This window comes from Catenuloplanes nepalensis, assembly GCF_030811575.1.
Taxonomy (GTDB): Bacteria; Actinomycetota; Actinomycetes; order Mycobacteriales; family Micromonosporaceae; genus Catenuloplanes; species Catenuloplanes nepalensis.
This window is the reverse complement of record NZ_JAUSRA010000001.1, coordinates 5,327,805-5,349,507: the sequence shown is the minus strand read 5'-3', so window position 1 is coordinate 5,349,507 and position 21,703 is coordinate 5,327,805. Positions and strand designations below refer to the sequence as shown.

The window sequence follows — 21,703 nt, the reverse complement described above, 5'->3', positions numbered from 1 at the left end:
CAGCGGGATTCCCCGGCCGGGCAACGTCCCTTTTCCGGTGACCGGGACGGGGGTAAACGTGGGCCTGTCCGAGGCGGGTGTGGGCCTTCTATCGTTGCGGTGCTCGGTCCGCAGCCAGAGGACCGTCGCCGCGCGGCCCGGCCCTCCGCGCGCGGAAGGTCCGGGAGGTGGGCACGTGGCAGACGACGATGGCGCAGTCCATCCGGATCCCGCCAATATCAACCTGCTGGCGACCCAGTGGCGCCTCTTCGGCGACCAGATCGGCGCGCTGGAGAGCACCGTCAACCGGATCATCGGGGCGGACTTCCCCTCGCAGGAGGAGTACAACCAGCACACCCCGGCCGGCGACCCGCAGTATCAGTACAACGCCCAGAACGAGATCCCGGTCTTCCCCCATGTCGGCGTGACCTGGACCGGCGACACGTTCGTGCAGGTCAACCGGACCGGTGAGATCATCATCGTCCGGGTCAAGGAGCTCCGGCATGCGTGCCGCGCGATGGCCGACTCGCTCGACGAGATGGCCGAGGAGCTCCGCACCGCGCTCAAACAGCAGGAGGGGCAGGAGCTCCTCGACCTGATCATGACCATCCTGATGGGCGTCGGCATGGCCCTGATGCTGGTCATGCTGCCACTGATGGCGATCACGCTGCCGGCCCGCCTCGCCATGCTCTTCGCCGGTCTCGGCCGCGTGCTCGGCGCCGTCGGCGAGATGGTCGCCTTCCTCCTCCGGTCGATCCCGTTCATCTCGCGGAACGTGGCGCAGTACATCGGCGTCTTCGTCAACGGCGCGTTCTGGGCCGCCGCCGTCGACCTCGGCATCCAGGCCGCGGTCGGCCAGACGCACTCCATGCCGTTCAAGCCGGACCCGGTCGGCACCACCTTCAACATCCTGCTCGGTGGCGCGCTGGAGCTGGCGTTCTTCAAGATCTTCAAGCCCATGGGCGGCGTGGGCGGCAAGATCAAGACTGGCTTCGACGACGGCACCCTCGGGCCGGAGCAGATCGCCAACAACACCACCGACGTCAACAACATGATCTACAACGCCGGGAACCTTCCCGGCAACCCCGCCCTCAACAAGGCGGGCACCTTCGAGGCGCCGCCGGTGGGCAGCAACGCGCCTGCCAACGTGCCGAACGCCGGCAACACCGGCGCCGGTGTCAGCAGGGTCGACCTGAACAGCATCACCAGCAGGCCGAGCATCGACATCGGTCAGGCACCGCCCAGGTTCTCCGGCGAGATCACCGCCTCGGCCGGGGACGGCTCGATCGCGCCCGGCGCGTCGAGCCCTCCGCCGCCCACCCGCCGTCCGTCGATGGAGACGATCCGGACCGGCGACATGTCCGCGCCCGAGGGCATCCAGGGCAAGCGGCCGCCGACCGCGCCGTCGCAGGTCGAGCTCGGCAACAACAACTTCACGTCGACCAACCTGGAGCCGCAGCCCAAGGTCACGGCCAAGGGACCGGACCAGGCGGCCCCGATCAAGACCGGCGGCCAGAGCTTCGACAGCACCATCACGTCCCGGCCGCCGACGATCGAGGCCACGAACTCGCCGAGAAACACCGACTTCACCATCCCGAACAACTCCGGATTGACCGACGGCCCGCCGGCTCGATCGATCGAGAGCGGAGACATCCCCCAGCGTCAGCAGGTGGGTGACTTCGCCGCGGGCGTCGGCCAGGCGCCGCCGCCGAAACGCCTGCCGCAGGGCGGCGATCAGTTCTCCGGCAGCATGGAGGCGCCGCCCGCGTCGCTGCAGGGCCGCGGGCCGGTCGAGTCGCCCGGCGACTCGATCTCCCGCCCGCCGAGCAGTGCGAGCAACCCGGTCGACACGCCGAGCCTGCACCCGTCGGCGAACTCGCCGGGCAACTCCACCCGGGTGCCGGGCTCCGGCAACATGCCGGAGATGTCCGCCGTGCCGCCGGCCAAGCAGGTCGGGAACCCGGGCGGCGGCCCGGTCAACAACCCGGCCGACGTGATCGGCACGTCGCCCACGCCCGAGGCGTCTCGCGGGCGCACCCCGGGCGTGCCGGAGACCCCCGTCGGGTCGCGGTCCTCGTCGCCGGAGACCGTCCGCTCGCAGGAGTCGCTTCACCCCGTCGCGGAGCCGCCGCGCCAGGGCGCCGCCGGGGGCAGCGAGTCGTTCCGTCAGGCGGACTCGTTGCGGACCCCGCCGCCGGAGTCGTCCCGCGCGGGCGGCGCCGCGGGCGGCGAGTCGTTCCGTCAGGCGGACTCGTTGCGGACCCCGCCGCCGGAGTCGTCCCGCGCGGGCGGCGCCGCGGGCGGCGAGTCGTTCCGTCAGCCGGACATGTTCCGCAACCCGCCGGCGGAGTCCTCGCGCCCGGGGTCCGCCGCGGGTTCCATCGGCGGCGACTCGTCGCTGAGTTCGCTGCCGCCCGGTCGCAAGGCACCGGCGGGCGCGGACCCGAACGCGCTGGAACCCGGGTCGCTGCAGCGCGGGCAGTCGATCGAGTCGACGCGGACGGCCACGGGCGCGGACACGCCCAGCCTGTCGAGCCCGCCGATGCAGCCGGGAGAGCGGCTCGCCGCGTCCACCGGGGCCGGCGGCGAGGGCACCTCGATCCAGCGCGCGCCCGCCCCGCCCGCCCGGCCGACCGGGTCCTCGTCGGCTCCGGAGACGCCCCGCACGCTGCCCGGCTCGGAGAGCCCGGCCGGCCGCGACGTGAGCCCGCCCGCCGGCCGGACCGGCGAGGGATCCGACGACGCCGGCTCGATCGGCAGCCGTACCCCGGACCCCGAGCTGTCGGAGACGCCGACGGTCGCGCGGTCGGCCCGGAACGGCCGCGACGACGCCGTCGACCTGATGGAGGTCAACCGCCGCCTGGAAGCGTCCACCCTGGACTCGTCCACCGGCGGGCGCGGCACCGACGCGGTGCCACCGGCCCGGCCGGACACCCCGGCGACCTCGCGGCCGGGCAGCTCGGCCGGCGACACACCCGCGACGACGCCGTCCCCGCGCCGCGTCACCGGCAACACGATCGAAGAGGTCGCGGCGAGCGCTCGCGCCATCGCCAACGGCGAGCCGGCACCGGCGCCGAAGGCCCCGCGGACGATCAGTGGCAACACGCCGGAGGAGATCGCGCAGAGTGCTCGCACCTTTGTGCGCGAGGAGCAGGCCGCCACGCTCAAAGCACAGGAGAAGGGCTCCTGGCGGCTGAGCGAGGCGGGCATCCGGCGCGTCGAGGCCGACGTGACGCGCGACGCCCAGTCGGCGCCGGCCCGGCCGGCGGACGGCATCACCGACCCGATGCGCAACGTCGAGGCGAACGTCGGCCGGCAGCTCCGGACCGAGGCGAACTTCGAGCGGACCCACTTCATCACCGGCCGGAACGCGGACCGGGCCGTCGACGCGTACATCAGGGACAACCCCGGCCTGGAGAACTCCCGGTCGGCGATTCGGAACACGGTCGCCGACGAGCTGCGCGTCTCCATCAAGAACGCCGGGCCGGACGCGAACTCCAAGCACCTCGAGACGATCCGGCGGGAGTGGGAGAGCTCGCTGCCCACCCGGGTCAGCGAGATCGGCAACCTCGCCAAGAGCAGCGGAAAGTTCGACGCGATAGCGGCCCGCGCCGGCGGTGACGGCCCGCCGAGCAACGCCGAGACCGTGCGCAGCTCGTACGAGGACGGCGTCCGCACCGACCTGGCGGACTGGCGCAGATCGGCCGGCAGCGACTCGCCGATGAACCGCGGCGACCTGTCCCGGCGCCTCGACGCGCGTGCCCAGGGCGCCGAGAACGACCTGCGCAGCGCCGCGGCCACCGACGGGGTCGCGGCGAGGGAGACCGCCTGGGCCGGTGACCGGACGGTGGACGGCGCCAGCACCACCGCGATGTCGCGCGCCACCGGTGATCACGTCGCGGAGGTCCGGGCCGCCCACGCGGCCACGCGCGGTGACGAGGGCGCGTTCCAGACCCGGCAGCAGCAGCTGCGCGACGACTTCACCGCCCGCGTCCAGCGCGAGCAGGCCATCGAGTCGCGGTTCAAGCAGCAGGTCGAGCCGAAGCTCAGGCAGGAGCTGGACGCGCTGGCCGCGGGCGGCGCGTCGCCGGGCCGGATCGCCCGGATCCACGGCGAGGAGTTCAACAACTTCCGTGCCGCGTCGAGCCGGGACGGCGGTCCGGAGACCACCGCACCGGCCGACCGCGGCGAGGGCACCGGCAGCTTCGGCAGCAAGCTGGACAGCTACCTCCGCACCGACGTCGACGGCCGGGTGCGCAGCAACGCGGACGTGCCCGAGTCGACCCGCCGGGCGGAGCACAACGCGTTGCGTGACACCGCGGCCAAGCTGCACGAGGACAGCTGGGAGGCGTCACCGTACGCGCGCACCGCCGACGTGCACGCGACGACCACGCAGAAGCTGTCCGCCGCGGACGGTGGGCGGGCCGCGGCCGCGCTCGAGAAGGCCGGTGCCATCAACGGCGTCCTCCGCCGGGCCGAGGCCGCGGACCAGCGCCAGTTCGCCTCCAGCCCGTCCGAACTGAAGCTCACCAACGCCGAGAGGACCGACATCCGGAACGGGACCCGGTCCAAGCTCGACCGGGAGTTCACCGAGATCTGGGGCAACGACCCCAGGGCGATCAACCGGCCGGCGGAGACGGGCGACGGCAAGCACCACCAGTGGCAGCAGCGGATGGACGCGGCCGAGACCGCGTTCGCGGACGGCGCGTACCTCGCCCGGCACAACCGGATCGGCGGCGACCTCGGCGACATCAGGGTCCGCGCGGCGGACGCGGACACCGGTAGCGCCAAGCCGGCGAAGGGCCCCCGCAACGCGCAGGAGGTCGCGGCCCGGCTGGAGCAGGCGCGGCAGGACATCCGGTCCGACGGCGTCAACCGCGCCCGGTTCGAGCAGGAGCTGCGGCTGCGCGGCAACGACTCGGACACCACGTTCGGTCGTGCGTACCGCGAGTGGGCGGACGCGAACCCGGAGCTGGCCGCGCGGCTGCGCCCGGAGGACCTGGCGTCGATCCGCGCCGACTGGAACGCGCACGCCCAGATGCTCCGCGGGGACATGTGGGGCCGTCGCGGCGAGGGCGTGATGGACCCGGCCGAGGCCGGCAAGGTGTTCAACAGGGCGGCCGGCGAGTTCAAGGCCCGGTTCACCGGCGCCGCCGAGAACCCGCGGCCGGTCCAGCCGGACAAGCCGATGCCGAAGGACTGGCCCGGCGGCGAGGCGTCCTGGCGCGAGCTGCAGCGGATCACCGACCCGAAGGCCCGCGAGACGGCCGGGAAGGTGTTCGAGGAGACCTCGGCGCAGTACGCCGGCGCGCGCGGCCCGGACAAGCGGGTGCTCGGCCGGGAGTACTTCGACCAGGCCGGGGCGGACTTCTTCCGTACCGTCCGGACGATCAACGAGACGCCGCAGGCGTCCACCGCGGCGACGCCCGCCACCGGCAAGGGCTCCGGATCCGGCAGGGGCCCGGACGCGGACAAGCCGAAGACGGTCCAGGACAAGCTGGTCGAGGCGCAGGGCCGGCTGCACGACGACCTGGCGCTGTCGCAGGTCGCCGACCACTCGTTCCACCGGGCGTTCGACGCGGCGATGTCCCCGAAGCAGGGGAAGCTCGTCAAGCGCTCGCTGGCGCACGAGGCCGAGCTGCCGAAGCTCGACCAGGTTCAGATGGCCCGGGTGGAGAAGGCGTGGCACGGCGCGCTGCGGCAGGTGCGGGCCGAGTTGTGGGACGCGTCCCCCGGTTCGTTCGCCACCCGGCACACCGACCTGAAGCCGCAGGGCAAGGCCTGGAGCAAGCAGCTCGACGCGCTCGCCGGCAACCTGCGCCTTCGGATCAGGGCGGAGCCGCAGTTCGGCAACCTTCCCGCGGCCGCGGCCGACGAGTTCGCCAAGATCATGGGCACCCGGACCGACCCGGTCCACTCGTCGCTCTCGCCCGGCACCTACGACGCGCTCGCCGAGCGGTTCCGCAGCGACTGGGTCAGCGCCCACCGGGAGTCGATCGGCAGCCGCGACTTCGAGAACCAGGCGTGGCTCGCGCAGGAGCGGGTGGACGGGGACGGCTTCGGCACGCGCCTCGACGCGCTCGCCGAGCAGTCCCCGGTGACCGTCCCGCCGGGCACGACCGTCAAGCCGGGCACCGAGGGCAACCTGGTGCCGGGCGACCCCACGCCGCTCGGGCGCCCGGACCTGGCCCCGCACGACTTCCCCGGGCTGGCCCACACCGACCCGGACGCTATGCCGGGTCAGCTCAACGGCACCGCACTCCCGCTGCCGGAGCGGACGTCGATGCCGGTCTCGTCGATCGAGGCCAAGGTCCAGGCGCTCGGCGAGAAGCTTCAGGGGCAGACCGCGACCGCGAAGAGCGCGGTCGGCCTGCGCGGCGATCCGGGCAAGACCTTCGACGACGTGATCGATTCCAGCCGCACCACGGCCGGTGCCGCGAACGCGCAGGGCGACTCGCGGTTCAGGTTCGTGCACGACCTGCCCGAGTCCGAGCGGCCCGCCTGGCGCGGCCGGTACCAGCAGGAGCACGACCAGGCGTTCGAGGACACGTTCGGGCCGCTGGTGCGGGACGGCGCGCCGGTCGACACGCCGGCCTGGAACCGGGCGGTCGAGACCTGGCAGCAGCAGCAGATCGGCCTGCAGGCGAAGCTCAAGCTCGACGTCTTCCAGCACCTGGAGATCGGCCGGCACCGGCCCATGGTGCAGCGGGCGGTGGACCAGGCCCGAGCGAACGGCATCGCCGACGCCGACATCGCGCTCGGCGTGCGCACGTTCACCCACGACGTGCAGATGTCCACGAACACGCTGGTCAGCCGGCACTCCGGCGACCAGGCGTTCGCGCCGGCCAACCGCGGCGCCTGGGACGACCTGGACTCGGCCCTGGGCAGCCGGCTGGACGACTACCTGCAGCGGGCCCCCGACCTCTCCGCCCGCATGCGCGCGCTGCTCGACCAGCGGGTCGACGGGCAGCTGGGCGCGTGGAACACCAAGCTCGGCACGGACGCGCTGCCGCCCGGCCAGGTGGCCAAGCAGGCCGGTGACGTGCGCGCCTCGATCGCCGGTGACGTCCGCACGCACGTCATCGAGTCGATGCTGCGGCAGCGCGAGGGGATCGGCTCGGCCAACGGCACCCGGTCGGCCGGCCGCGACCTGGACTCCGTGGTCGGCCAGGCCGTGGCCGACCGGCTCCGGCCGTACGCGGACGCCTACAACGGCCCGGCGGCCCGCCGCCAGCTGGACTTCATGCAGCACCGCGACCAGCACGTCGAGTCGCTCCTGGACGACCTGTCCGCGACCGTGCGGCAGCCCGGCGTCCGCCTGGACTCCGCGGGCATCACCCGGCTGTCCGCCGAGATCCGCGGCCGGATGGCCGACGTCGACGAGGCGGTGCGGCCCGGTCTGGAACAGAGCCGGTACTCGCCGGACGCGGTCCGCAACGCCGCCGAACGGTTCGACGCCGAGGCGCAGGCCATCCGCGGCGAGATGCCGGCCCGGATCCGCTACGAGGAAAAGCTGTCGGAGCTGCTGCACACGGCGGACTTCGCGTACGGCAGGATGCTCGGCCCGGACGGCCCGATCGCCAGTCGCGCGCTCCGCCAGGAGTACGGCAGGGAGTTCTTCACCGCCGTCGACGACACGATCGGCATGGGGAACGCCGGGCTGCGCGCGCCGCTGCCCGAGCGCACCATCACCGACCTGGCCGCGAGCGTCCGCGCCCCCGACCCCGGCGACTCGGTCATCCGCACCGGGACCGCCGACGACCTGGTGCCGGGCGACGTCTCCCCGACCGGCCGCGACGGCCTGGCCCCGGAGAACTACCCGGGCCTGTCCCGCCCCGAGACGGAGCTGCCGCCGGTCCAGGGCGGGCAGACGGCCCGGCCCGGCACGGCGCAGACGCTGCCGGAGGCGAAACCCGTCTCGGCCGAGGAACGGGCGGCGTTCGACGCCCGGGTCGAGCAGCTCGGCAAGGCGTTCGCGCCGCAGATCGGCACCGCCCGGGCCGTGGAGGGCCTGCGGGCCGACTCAGGCGACGTGTTCGACGGCGTGGTCGGTGCCAGCCGCGACAAGGCCCGGGCCGCCGGTGTGGCCGACGACGCACGCTTCAGGTTCCTGCACGACATGCGGGGCGCCGAGCAGACGGCCTGGCGGAACCGGTTCGCGCAGGAGTACCGCGCGGAGTTCGAGTCGACGTTCGGGCCGCTGGTCCGCGACGGTGCCCCGGTCGACTCGCTGTCGTGGCAGCGGACGGTGGACGCCTGGACCCAGAAGTCCGCCGATCTGCAGGCGAAGCTGCGGCTGGAGGCGTTCCAGCACAACGAGATCGCCCGGCACCGGGCCGCGGTGGACCGGGCCGTGCAGCAGGCCAGGGCGAACGGCATCGGCGACGCCGACATCGCGCTCGGCGTGCGCGCGTTCGCCCGCGACGTGCAGGTCTCCGTGGACTCCGTGGTCGCCCGCCGATTCGACAGCGGTGACGCCTTCACTCCGGCGAACCGCGGCGCCTGGGACGAGATGGACGCGGCGCTCGGCGGCCGCCTGGAGGGCTACCTGCAGCGCTCCCCGGAGCTGTCCGCGCAGGCGCAGCGCGGCGCCGGTGCCCGGGTCGACGAGCGGCTCGGCCGGTGGAACGGGGGACTCGGCGAGCAGAGCCTGTCGCCGGAGGGCGCCTACAAGCAGTCCGCGAACCTCCGGGCGTCGATGGCCGGCGAGCTGGACGCGCGCGTGATCGACACGATGCTCAAACACCGCGACTCGCTCGGCACCGCGAACGGCCTGCGCGCCGCCCGCGAGGACCTCGACGCGTCGGTCGACGACATCGTCTCCGGCCGGGTGCGGCAGTTCGGCGAGACGTACAACGGCCCGGCCCCGCGCCGCCACCTGGACCTGCACCAGCACCGCGACCAGTTGCTCGGCTCGCTGCAGGACGACCTGATGCAGACGGTCCGCCAGCCCGGCCTGCGGCTGGACTCCGGCGGCGTCTCCCGGATGTCCGCCGAGATCCGCGGCCGGATGATGGACCTCGACGAGCAGTTGCGGCCCGGCCTGCAGCGCGACGGCTGGTCGGCGGAGTCGGTGCAGGCCGCGCGGGCCCGGTTCGACGCGGAGGCCGCGCAGATCAAGAACGAGATGCCGTCGCGGGTACGGTTCGAGGAGCGCCTCACCGACCTGAAGGGCACGGCCGACTCGGCATTCAGCGACCTGCTCGGCCCGGCCGGCCCCCGGGCGAACCGCACACTGAGCCAGGAGTACGGCAAGGCGTTCTTCACCCAGGCCGACGTCAGCTTCGGCGGTGCCCGCGCGGGCCTGCGCGGCTCCCTCCCCGAGGGCACCATCGCCGGGCTCGCCGACGGCGTCCGCCCCGGCGACGGCCCGGCCGGCATGAAGCCGCGCCCCGACGGCGGGTACGACCTCGCCGACGGCTGGTCGGTGCGCATCTCCCGGGACACCGGTGACCTGCCGGACGGCATCGCGAACACCGTGAAGTTCGACGGGCTGAACCAGGACGGCGTGCCGCTCTCGGTCGGCCGGCAGCTCGACAGTCTCCGGATCCAGCTCGGCGACGCCGGCGTCCGGTACGCCGGCCCGGACGCGGCCCGCACCGAGATCACGGTCCGCCTGGTCCGCCCGGACGCTCCGGCACCCTCCGGCAACTTCACCGGTCAGGGCCGCACGCTCGGCGAGCGGCCCGGCGGGGTCGACCGGCACCCGGACAGCCCCGCGCACGCGGACAACCCGGGCCAGCAGCGCTGGGAGCCCGGCACGGACGGCTCGACGCCGGATGCGGCCACTCCGCCCGGCTGGATGGCGGGCGACAAGCAGCCGCTCGGCGCTCAGCCGGGTGGCACCGGCCGGCATCCGGACAGCCCGGCGCACGCGGACAACGTGGATCCGAAGCAGCGCTGGACGCGGGGCGACGAGGTCACCCCGGCGGAGACGGACACGCCGGCTGCCGGTTCGTGGCAGGGTTCGTCGCAGCAGCTGGGTGTGACGCCGGGTGGTGTGGGCCGGAATCCGGATCGGCCGGGGCTCGCGGCGGATCGTCCGAAGGACATGCCGGTCGGGTCCTCGGCGGGGGAGTCGAAGGCGCCGGCTGCCGGTTCGTGGCAGGGTTCGTCGCAGCAGCTGGGTGCCACGCCGGGTGGTGCGGCCCGGAACCCGGATCGGCCGGGGCTCGCGGCGGATCGTCCGAAGGACATGCCGGTCGGGTCCTCGGCGGGGGAGTCGAAGGCGCCGGCCGCCGGTTCGTGGCAGGGTTCGTCGCAGCAGCTGGGTGCCACGCCGGGTGGTGCGGCCCGGAACCCGGATCGGCCGGGGCTCGCGGCGGATCGTCCGAAGGACATGCCGGTCGGGTCCCCGGCGGCGGAGCCGAAGGCACCGGCCCGGACGTGGGACGGCGGCTCACAGGAACTCGGCGAGGCGCCGGGCGGCACCGGCCGCTATCCCGGCGATGCGGCGCACGGCGCGGACTGGAAGCCGGGGAGCGACTACGTGGCGCCGGCGGACCGGCCCGCCACCGGACCTCGGTCCGATGTGGACGGCGGGCGCGCGGGCGGCGGCCGGACGTGGCGGCCCGGCGACGGCCCGGTGACGATCCGCACGATGCAGGGCGAGGGCCTCGGCGGCGACGGCACCTCCGCGGGCGGTGGCCGCTCGTGGCAGCCCGGCGACGGCCCGGTCACGCTCAGCGACCTCGACCCGCCGGAGCTGGGCCCGTCCGGCCGCGGCGGCACCGACTCGTCCGGCGGAGGCCGATACGGCTCCGGATCGCTGCGCGACCTGCCGGACACCGGAGCGGACGGCCCGACGCTGAACCGCGGCAACGGCTCGGCCACGGTCGTCCAGCCGCCGCGCCAGCAGGGCCCGCGCAACCCCGCGGACCCCGGCGACCCGCCCGGCACCGGCCTGCGCGGGCAGGACGAGGCCCCGGCCGGGACCGTCACCGACCGGCCGGCCGACGTCTCCACCGCGACCGAGACGGCCACCACGACGCACACGAACACCACGACCCGGACCGGGACGACGACCGGCACCCGGACCGACGGCACCGGTTCGACCGGCAACCCGCCGGCCGACCGGCCCGGCGGCGTGTCCGGCACGGATCCCGCGCGGGCCGGGACCCCCGGCACCCTCGCCGGGGACGGCATCAGCACGCCGTCCGGCACGCGGCTCACGGGCGGCGAGAACGCGCCGGAGACCGGGGACGGCACGCGCCCGGCCGGTCTGCCCGGCGGCGGTGTGCTCGGCGGATCGCTGTCGGCGATCGCGGCCGCGGCGCCGGGCAGCGCGACCACCCCGGCGGTACTGCACGCGGCCGGGGCCGCGCAGGCCACGTACGCCGCCGCGCACGCGGACTTCACCGCGGCGTCCGCGGAGGTCGACCGGGCCCGCCAGCTGAAGCCGGACGACCCGGCCCGGCCGGCCGCGATGGCCGCGGCCACCGACCTCTACAGCGAGGCCGCCGCCCGGCAGAGCCTCGCCGAGTGGAACCGGCGACTGCACACCACACGGCTGGAGCTGCACCAGGCGGCCGACGCGATCCACCGGGCCGAGCAGCTGCCCGCGGACGACGTGAGCCGGACCCGCGCGATCAACGGGGCGATCACCCGGTACAACACCGCGTTCGACTGGCTGGCCCAGGCGCAGCGGGTCCTGGGCCTCGAGCGGGCGCAGGCGCAGGCCACGGTGACCGTGGCCGAGGCGCGTACCGAGCTGCAGAAGGCCCGGGAGACGCACACGTCGGCCGCGAACGCGGCGACCGTGGCGAGGACCGCCGACGCCGCCGACGCGGCAGAGGCCGCGAAGTCCGCCACGGGTACGGATCCCGCGGATCTTGCGAAGGCCGCGGATACCGTGAAGGCCACGGAAACCGTGTCGGTCGTGGACTCGGCGGAAACGTCGACGGCCCCGAAGGCCACGGACACGGCAGAGGCCGCGGAGACCACGGACGTCGCGAGGGCTGCGGAGACGCCGTCGCCCGTGGACGCCGCGAGGCTCGCTGACGCGGTGCAGGCCGTGCAGGCCGCGGACGCGGCGAGGACCGTGGACGCCGCCAGGGCCGCGGAAGCCGCGGCGGCCGTCGAGGCCGCGAAGATCGCGAAGGCGAAGGCCGCGGAGGCCGAGGCCCGGGCGAAGGCCGCGGAAGCGGCCAAGGCCACGGCGGACACCGAGGCCGCCAAGACCGCGGAGGCCGCGCGAACCGAGGAGGCGCTGGCGGCCGTGGAGGCCGCGAGGATCGCGGAGGCGAAGGCCGCTGAGGCCGCCGAACGAGCGGAGGCCGCGGAGGCGGCGAGCGCCGTGGCCGCCAGGGCCGCCGCGAAGGCGCGAGCGGATGCGGACGCGGTCGCCGAGGCCATGCGGGCCGCCGGCGCCGCCGATGCCGCGAAGACCGTGGATGCAGCCGATACCGCGGATGCCGCGGCCGCGCCGAAGGCCGCGGATGCCGCGGCGGAGGCGGCTACCGCGAAGGCCGGGGCCGCTCCCGATGCCGCGAAGGCGGCGGAGGCCGAGGAAGCGGCGAGGGTTGCGGAAGCCACCGCCGTCGCGAAGGCCGCGGATGCCGCGCGGGCTGCGGCGGACGCCGCCGCGCGGAAGGCCGAGGCCGATGCGGCCACCGCGAAGGCCGACGCCGCTCCGGAGGCGGCGAAGGCCGCGGAGACCGAGGCGGCGGCGAAGGCGGCGGAAGCCACCGCCGCCGCGAAGGCCGCGGACACCGCCCGAGACGCGGCCGCCACCGCCGAGGCGAAGGCAACGGAGGCCAGGGAGGCAGCCGGGGTCGCGGCCGCCGCGAAGGCCGACACCGCCGCGAAGGCCGCGGATGCCGCGAGGGCCGCGATGCCGGAGAACGGGCAGCGGTACCAGGCGCGCCGCGCTCTCGACACGGCGACCCGCGACCTCCGGCAGCGCGAGGTCACGCTCAACCGCGCCGAGGCCGTGCTGGCGCGGGAGGAGCTCGGCGCGCAGTCGCTGCGCGCCGAGATGGCCCTGCGGGACGCGCTCGCGAACGCCCGGGCGACCAGCGCGGCGCTGGCGCGGGCACAGGCGATGCCCGCCGACCCGAAGCCGGCCCCGGCTCCCGAGGCCACGACGGCATCGTCCACCCAGGACACGTCGTCCGGCACGCCGGTGGCGGCGCCGGAATCGGCGGGCACGCCGGAGCCGGTGATCGCGTCCAGTTCGGCCGAGCGGGCACCGGCGGAGAAGGCGCCGGACGCGACGGCGCAGGGCAAGGCGCCGGACGCGACGGGACAGGAGAAGGCGCCGGACGCGACGGCACCGGCGGCGAAGGCCGCGGCCGGGCCGAAGGCGAAGGCGGTCGACGCGGCGAAGAAGGCGCACGAGGCGGCCACCCGCGAGGTCACCAAGACGCGTGCGACCCGGGACCTGCTCGTGGCCCGGTTCCGCATCGCCCGCGACACGGTCGAGAACCCGCGCAGGCTGGACCCGAACCGGCCGGCGGACCCGGCGGCCGCGTGGCGGCCGGCCGAGACCCGGCCGGTCGGCGGCCCGAACGTGCCGCCGATCCAGGGCGGCGAGGCGGCCCGGACGAACCCGGCCGTGACGCTGACCCCGGCGCAGGCGCTCAAGCGCGCCGAGACGGACGTGGTGAACGCCGAGAACGCCATCGCGGACGCCGCCCGGGCCCGCGACCGGGCCCGCGCCGAGCGCGAGTGGGCGCGCCTGCTGCCGGACGAGGCGGAGCGGGCCGCGGCCGTGCGGCGCACCGCCGCCGCCGAGGGTGACGCGGAACGGGACCTGCGCCAGGCCACCGGGTCGCTCAGGCGCGCCGAGGAAAGACGCCGGCACGCGGAGACGCTCGCGGACCTCCAGGCGAAGGCGGACACCGCACGGACGAACGCGGTCCTCGCGGAGCGCGCGCTGCGCGCCGTCGACCGGCACCGGACGCTGGACAGCTCGCTGCCCGACACCGAGGCGAAGCTCCGGCGGGACATCGAGAAGCAGCGGAAGAGGGTCGAGGCCGCCGAGGCCGCGTACTCCGCCGCCGACGCGAAGCACCTCGCGGACATCGCGGCAGCGGACAGGGCCGCGGAGCCGCCGGCCGCCCCGAAGGCCGGTGAGCCGCCCGCCGCGCCGAGGACCGGCGAGCCGGCCGAGCCGGAGCGTCCGGCGGAGCTGCTGCGTGCGGACCGCGACCTCAAGGACGCGCGGACCGAGCTGGGGAAGCTGGAGGAGCGCCTCAGGGACGCGGCGCCGAGCGTCGCCCGGGCCTACCGGGCCGCGCAGCGGGCGCTGCACGCCGCGGCCGGGGACGATGCCGCGATGTCCACCCCGGACCGGGTCCGGCCGGAGGACGCGGACCGGGATGCGCTGGTCCAGCGGTACGACACCATGCGCGCCGAGCGGCGCCAGGCCGAGGACGAGCTGCTGCCGCAGAGGGCGCTCTGGGCGCGGGCCGAGGCACTGGACACGGTCGCCCGCGCGCAGGCCGCGACCGAGATCGCACGCTCGAACGCCCGGGAGACGAGGGCGGCGCTGACCCGGGCCCGGGCCATGCCGGCCGACCCGCCCTCGGCGGCCACCACCGGTGCCGGGAAGTCCGCCACCGCCGGCCCGCGGGCGACCGCGGTGGACAAGGCCACCGACCAGCACGACAAGGCACAGCGCGCGCTGAAGGCGGCACAGGAGGCCGCGGGCCGCGCCGAGGCCCGGCTCCGGGTGGCGCACGACCGGGTCGACAGTCCGCGGGTGCTGCGCCCCCAGCGGCCGGTGGACGCGGCGGACACCGCGCCCGCCTCGGCCGCCAGCGTGGACCCGCCCACGCAGGACCCGTTGCACGGCACCGGCGCCCCGAAGGGGGAGGGCGGCGCCACCGAGACGCCGGCGCAGTCCGTGACGCGTGCCGAACAGGCGGTCAAGCGGGCGGACAACGCGATCAAGGCCGCCGTACAGCAGGGCAAGGACGCCGCGCAGGCCCAGAGGGACGCGCGGACGCTGCCGCCCGGCCCGGCGCGGGACATGGCGCTGATCCGCGCGCACAACCGCGGCGTCGACGCCGCGGATGCGCTGCGCGAAGCGGAGTTCGCCAAGGTCCGGGCGGCGGAGCAGAGCGACGCCGCCCGCCGGATCGTCGAGGCGCAGGAGTCGCTGAACCGGGCGCGGGCCACGGTCGGGTCGCTCCGGACACAGGTCGCGCAGCAGCGTGCCACGGCCGAGCGGGCCCTCGCGGAGCAGGCGGCCGGCGATCGGGCCGAGCCGCCCGCGCTCACCGAGCTGCACCGGCTCCGGAAGCTCCTCGACGACGCGATCGGCAGCGTGCGTACCGCGGAGAACGCCCTGTCCACGGCCAGGGCGCTGCAGGAACGCGCCCGGGCCGGTGAGACGGCGGCGCAGGCCCACCGGGTGGTGGCGATCGCCGAGGCGAAGGTGCGGGCGACCCAGTCCGAGCTGCGCCGGGCGAAGGCCATGCCGGACGACAAGCGGTCCACCTCGAAGGCGGGCGCGCCGGACGGCCCGAAGGCCCGCGCGGTGAAGCGCGCCCAGGAGGCGTACGACAAGGCGCTCCGCGAGCGGGGCGCGGCGGCCAGCGCGCTGGCGCTGGCGCTGCCCCGGTTCCGGATCGCGCAGGACCTGGTGGAGAACCCGCGGGTGCCGAACCGGAACCGGCCGGTGGACCCGTCCACCTGGGCGCGGGCCACGACCGTGCGGACCGGGATCCCGGACGCCGCGCCGATGAACGGCACCGGCAGGGCGGCGGAGTCGGGCCGCACCGACGACCCGATCAAGGCGGCGCTGCGCGCCGGTGCGCACCAGGGCACGGTCGAGGAGGCCGTGGAGCGGGTCGAGACCGCGCTCACCGCGTACCAGCAGGCGGAGGCGGCCGTGCTCCGGGCCAGGGCGGACGTGGATCGGCAGCGGAAGGCCGACCGGGCCGCCGCGACCGCCGCGGCGGCCGAGGCGAAGACGGTGCGCGAGACCGAGCGGGCCACCGCGGCGACGGCTCGCCAGGACGTGGCGGCGCTGCCGGAGGCCGAGCGGGCCGCCGCGCTCGCGCCGATGGCGGAGGCGTACAGGCAGCGGCAGGCCCAGCGGGCCGCGGCCGCGGAGGCGGCGGCGACGGCGAAGAGCGCGCGGGACGCCGAGCTGGCCGCCGCGGCCAAGGACGCGGAGACCGCGCTGGCCAAGGCCGCGAGTGAGTTGCGCCGGGCCGAGCAGGCCGAGTTCTACGCCCGGTTCCGGCACACCGCCGGTGCCGACATCGAGGCCGTCAAGGAGGCCCGGCGAGCGCACCGGGCCGCCGAGGTCGAGTACGGGCGCGCACGGGCCGCGCTGAAGCACGAGGCGCTCAAGCAGTCGAGGCTCGCGGCCGAGCTGGACAAGCGGGCCGCCGCGCAGCGGGCCCGCACGGACCGGGCCGCGGCGGCGGCCGCACAGGCGGAGAACCAGCCGGCGCCGAAGCCGACCCCGCCACCGGCGAAGCCGGGCGACCTGGGCACGGTGCTGAGCCGGCCCGGCGACCTCGGCGATCAGGTGCTGCGCGGTGCCGAGGCGACGCTGGCCCGCGACCGGCAGCGGGTGGCGGACGGCAGCCACGCGCGGGCGGAGGCGGACGCGCAGCAGCACCTGGAGAAGGTGCGCCGGATGGTGAGCCGGTTCGACGCCGCGGACGCCGCGCTGCGCGCCGCCGAGCCGGTGCGGGCCGCCGCCGAGGCGCGTCTGACCCTGGCGTACGAGGCCGGTCAGCTGGCCCGGGCGCGCCGGGCGCTGGAGGCCGCCGAGTGGAACGTGCTGGTGACGAAGGCCGCGCAGGACCGGGCGGACCGGTTCTACACGCCGCCGGCTCCGGAGCCCGATCCCGCGCCGGATCCGCACCGGCCCGGCACGACGGCCGAGGTGGAGACGCAGCCCCGGCCCGCCGACCCGATCTCCAGGGAAGAGGCCCGGAAACAGGCGAAGAACGACCATGACCACGCGGTACGGCAGCGCGACGAGGCCCGGAAGGTCCGCGACCTGATCGAGGCCCGTTTCCGGATCACCCTCGACCGGGTGGAGAACCCGCGCGCCCCGCGCACCGACCGGCCGGACGCCCTCGACCTGGCCGCGCTGGCCCGGCCCGGCGTGCCGACGGTCACGCCGATGAACGGCACCGGCGCGGCGGCGAGCAACCGGATCAAGCCCCCGACGCCGGCACAGGCGGTCGTGGCCGCCGCCGCGTCCGCGCAGCACATGACGGAGGCGCTGGACGCCGCGCAGGCCGACCGGAAGGCCGCGCTGACGGATGCGCAGGCGGCCGAGCGGGCACTGAATGAGGCGAAGGCCGCCCAGGGCACCGCTCCGGCGGCCCCGAATCCGCCGGTCGAGGTCCACGAAGCCGCCCTCGCCCGGGCGACCGAACGCTGGCTGAGCGCCGACCAGGCGGTCAGCGAGGCAGCCAGGACGCGTGACCTGGCGAACGCGCGCAAGGCCGCGGCGGAGGAACTCGTCACGGTCAGCACGGCGTACGACGAGGCCCTGACGGCCTGGACCACGGCGAAGGAGGCGCTGGAGCAGGAGGCCGGCACGTCCGCGCCGTCGGCCCTCGCGCCGAAGCCCGCCGGACCGGCCGGCCGGAGCACCCCGGAGAAGGCCCGCGCGGCGCGGATCGCCCAGATCCGTGCGGCGATGGCCGCCGCGCCGCTCGACGAGAGCGCCTCGGCCGAGGACCGCAGGATTAGGATCGCCGAGCTCCGCGCCGCGACGACCGGTGCGCAGGAGGCCGGGACGGCCGCGGCGGCGAAGTCCCGCGCGGCGAAGATCGCCCGGATCCGCGCGACGAGAGCCGCCGTGCAGGCGGCCGGGAAGGCCGCCGCGGCGCTGGCCGCGGAGAAGGCCGCAGCCGCGGAGAAGGCCGCGGGCGAGGCCGCAGCCGCCGGCAGGGCCGCGGACGCCTCGACCGCTTCCGGTGCGACGCCGAAGGCCGTGGACGCCCCGACCGCTCCCGGCGGGACGCCGAAGGACGAGCGCACGCCGACCGTGGTCCGGCAGTTCGAGGACACCGCCGACCGCGTGCTGCGCGGCGCCGAGGCCGCACTGGCGGCGGCGGAGAAGAACGCGACCGGCCCGAACGACCCGGCGCTGGCCGGTGCCCGGATTCACCTCGAATCAGTCCGCCGGATGGTGCGCGACTTCGACGCGGCGGACGGTGCGCTCCGCGCGGCGGAGCAGGCCAAGGCACCGGTCGCGGCACGGCTGGCGAAGGCCGAGGCCGACTACCAGCTCGCCCGTGCCCGGCGCGCACTCGAGATCGCCGAGCGGAACTTCCGGATCGGCAGGGCGAACCTGAAGCGCGCCGAGGCCGCACCGGCCGCCACCCGGCCGCAGGCGGTCAAGGACGCCAAGATCGCGTTCGACCTGGCACAGAAGGACCTGCTCCAGGCCCGCGCCGCGCACGCGCTCGCCCATCCCCGGGCCCGCATCGCCGACGACGTGGTCGAGCACCCGCGGGTGCTGCGGACGAACCGCCCGGACACACCGCCGCTGGCCGAGCCGCCGCGGGTCGACCTGCCGGAGGTCGCGCCGATGCACGGCACCGGCGCCGCCACCACGGCCCGGCCGACCGCGTCGGCCGTGGAGGCGCAGCAGAAGAGTGCCGAGCGGAACCTGGAGTGGACGCGGGCGCGGAACGCGGTGGCGCGAGCCGAGTTCCGGGCCGCGGAGGCGGACCAGGAGGCGGCCGGGACGCTGACCGACGACGCGCAGCGGCGCAGCGCCCAGATCCGGGCCGACGCCCGGATGGACGCCGCCGTCCTGGAGGCGGCCCGTGCCGCCGACGAGGTCGTCCGGGCGACGGACCGCAAGCAGGCGGCGGACCGTGTGGCCGAGGCGGAGAAGGTCGTCGCCGAGACCCGGTCCCAGGCGATGAAGGCGCAGGCGGCGGCCGCCGCGCAGGCGAACCGGCCGCACGGCGCCGCGCGGGACGAGATCCTGCGGAACGCGGAGACGGCCCGCCTGCTCCACCTCGACGCGGAGCGGGAACTGGCCGCGGAGACCGCCCGGCTCACGCTGGCGGTGGAGACGGAGACGGCCGCCCGGGCGAAGCGCGCGCTGGACCTGGCCGAGACCCGGCTCCGGATCATGGAGATGCGGCTGCGGCGGGCCACGGCGTCCGGCGGCACCACCAAGGACCCGGCGGTGCAGGCGGCGACCACCGACCGCGACGACGCGAAGCGCCTCCGGCTCGAGGCGAACACGGCGTACGGGCTGGCCGAGGCGCGCCGCCGCGGCGCACAGGACATGGTCGGCAACCCGCGGGCGCAGCGCACCGACCGGTCACTGGATCCGGCGGCCCCCTGGCAGCCCGCGGAGACGGTACGGGTGCAGACGCCCCGGGACCGGCCGTTGCACGGGACCGGCACCGACTCCAAGTCGGCCAAGGACGCGGCGAAGGCGGCGCCACCGGCCGTGGACTCCGAGCTCCTCCGGCTCAGCGCGGGCGTGCCGTCCGGGTACGTGCTGCGCCGGACCGGCAAGCTGCTCTTCCTCTCCACCGACGGCCCGCTGACCATGACCGTCGGCTACCTGCCCGAGCCGCGGGCGGGCTTCCACAACCTGGTCATCACGCCGGACGTCAGCGACCCCGTCGCCATCCGGGACACGATCGCCCGGATGCCGGACGACGTCCGTACCCGCATGGTCGTGGATCTGCCGCACCAGCGGGATCAGGAGGATGCGGAGCAATGGCGCCGGTACACGCCGGCCGAGCTGCAGAACTTCGCGAACCGCCTGCTGGTGACGCGCGGGCCGGACGGCCGGCACACGCCGCTGCAGGGCCCGTCGGTGATCCGGGTGCCGCAGCACCTGGTCGACGGCGACCTGCCGGCGAGCCGGACCGTGATCGCGCTCGACTCGACGGACAGGCCGACGTTCGGCGCGCTCGGCGAGACGTTCCACATCCGGTCGATGGGCGGCGGCCAGGAGTGGGTCACGCCGCACGGTACGACGGTCCAGCCCGGCACCGAGGACGGCCCGGCCCGGTTCGTGTTCGGCGGCGCGGACGGCGCCGAGGCCTGGCTCGCGGAGGAGGCGGGCGGCCGCGTCCACCTGGGTCCGGAGAGCGCCGGATCGCCGGTGCTCAGGCCGGACGAGACGCTGACCGACCGTTTCGGGCTGTCGATCGAGCAGATCCTGTCGTTCACGCAGCGCGAGTCGACGGAGGAGGAGCTGGCGACGGCCCGGAAGGGCCTGCTCCGGCTCACGCTGCCGCACGACTCGCTCAGTGGCGGTCCGACGCCGGCCGACAACCTGATCGAGAAGATCAACGAGGGTCGCCAGACGCCGCTCGACGAGTGGACGGACTTCGGCTTCCGGAAGCTCACGCCCAAGCCCGCCGAGCCGGACGGCTCCCACCACGACGGCTCCGACCACGACGGCTCCCACCACGACGGCTCCGACCACGACGGCTCCCACCACGACGGCTCCGACCACGACGGCTCCAGCCGAGACGGGTCGTGGGAGTCCTACGACGGCTCCAGCCGCAACGGCTCGGGTCACGACGGCTCCCGCTTCGATGGGGCGGAGCCCGGGACAGACCACGAGCCGGACCTGGACCCGGCCCGTGAGGCCGGCCCGGACACCGGCACCCCGCCGCAGCCGCCCACCCGTCCGGCCGAGGCCGCCGGGCGCTCGCCCCGGCTGCCGCACGGCGTCAGCGCGCGGGACGACGTCGTCGTGCTCGGCGCGCGCCCGGACGAGCGCCTGATGGCGGAGATCCACGACGCGCACACCACGCTGACCGGCCCCGCCGGCCCGTTGCGCGAGCAGCCGGTGGTGGTGGTCGGCCGGGGCGACGACGCCACGATCGCGGACCGGCTCGGCGGCGTGCTGGAGGGCTGGTACGAACTCGGCGTCCGCCCGGTGGTGGTGCTCGCCGACCGGGACGCCGGCCCGCTCATCGCGGCGCAGATCGCGCTGTACGAGGTGCCGGTCGCCGGTCCGAGCCGCACCGCCCCCGGCCGCTGGGACGTCGAACTGCCCGGCGAGCGGCGCCGCACGGAGAACACCGGCGGCGCGCTGGACGCGCTCACCCGCGCCGCCGCCGAGCCGGTGCACGGCCGGTACGGCGACGTGCTCTCCGACGAGCTCCACGTCTGGCTGTCCGCGCCCGGCTGGACCCGCAGGTCGGAGCTGTTCTCCACGTTCCGCGAGGACCTGCGCAGCCCGGCGAACCGGGCGGCGGTCGAGCGCATCCTGACCCGGCGGCCCGGCCGCGACGTCACGGCCGGTCACGGCCCGGTCAAGGCGCTCCCGGCCCCGGTCGTCGGCGGCGACGACGCGGGCGACTTCGCGGTCACCGCGCACCGGGCGATCCTGGCGATGGCCGAGACCGACCAGGAGCACACCGCGTTCGCCTACCTGACCGAGACGGACCCGGAGATCAGGGCCGCGCTGCTGGCCCGGCCGGCCATCACCGGGACGGTCCCGCTGGAGACGCTGCGCGACCTGGCGGCCGGTGCGAACGACGACGTCACGCACAACGCGAACGCGGCGGTGATGGAGGCGCTGCGGCTGACCATGGAGGCACCGGCCGGCACCGGCGTGCCGCAGGCGGCCGCGGAGCTCATCCGGAACAACCGGATGTACTTCGCCGAGAAGACCGACCGGGTCAACTGGGTACGCCAGATCGGCCGGATGTCCGAGGCGAACCGGGACCGCGCGGACGAGCTGGCGACGTTCGCCGAACTCGTGCTGACCTGTATGGACTGACGGTGTGCCCGGGGCGGGCAGGCCCCG

Annotated in this window: 1 protein-coding gene; it reads left to right on the top strand. The window is 75.9% G+C overall.

The features are described from left to right. Nucleotides 1–175 precede the first annotated feature (175 nt). Nucleotides 176–21,676, top strand: coding sequence for a hypothetical protein (locus J2S43_RS23095; RefSeq protein WP_306832500.1), 21,501 nt, complete (start codon nt 176–178; stop codon nt 21,674–21,676). Nucleotides 21,677–21,703: the final 27 nt, after the last annotated feature.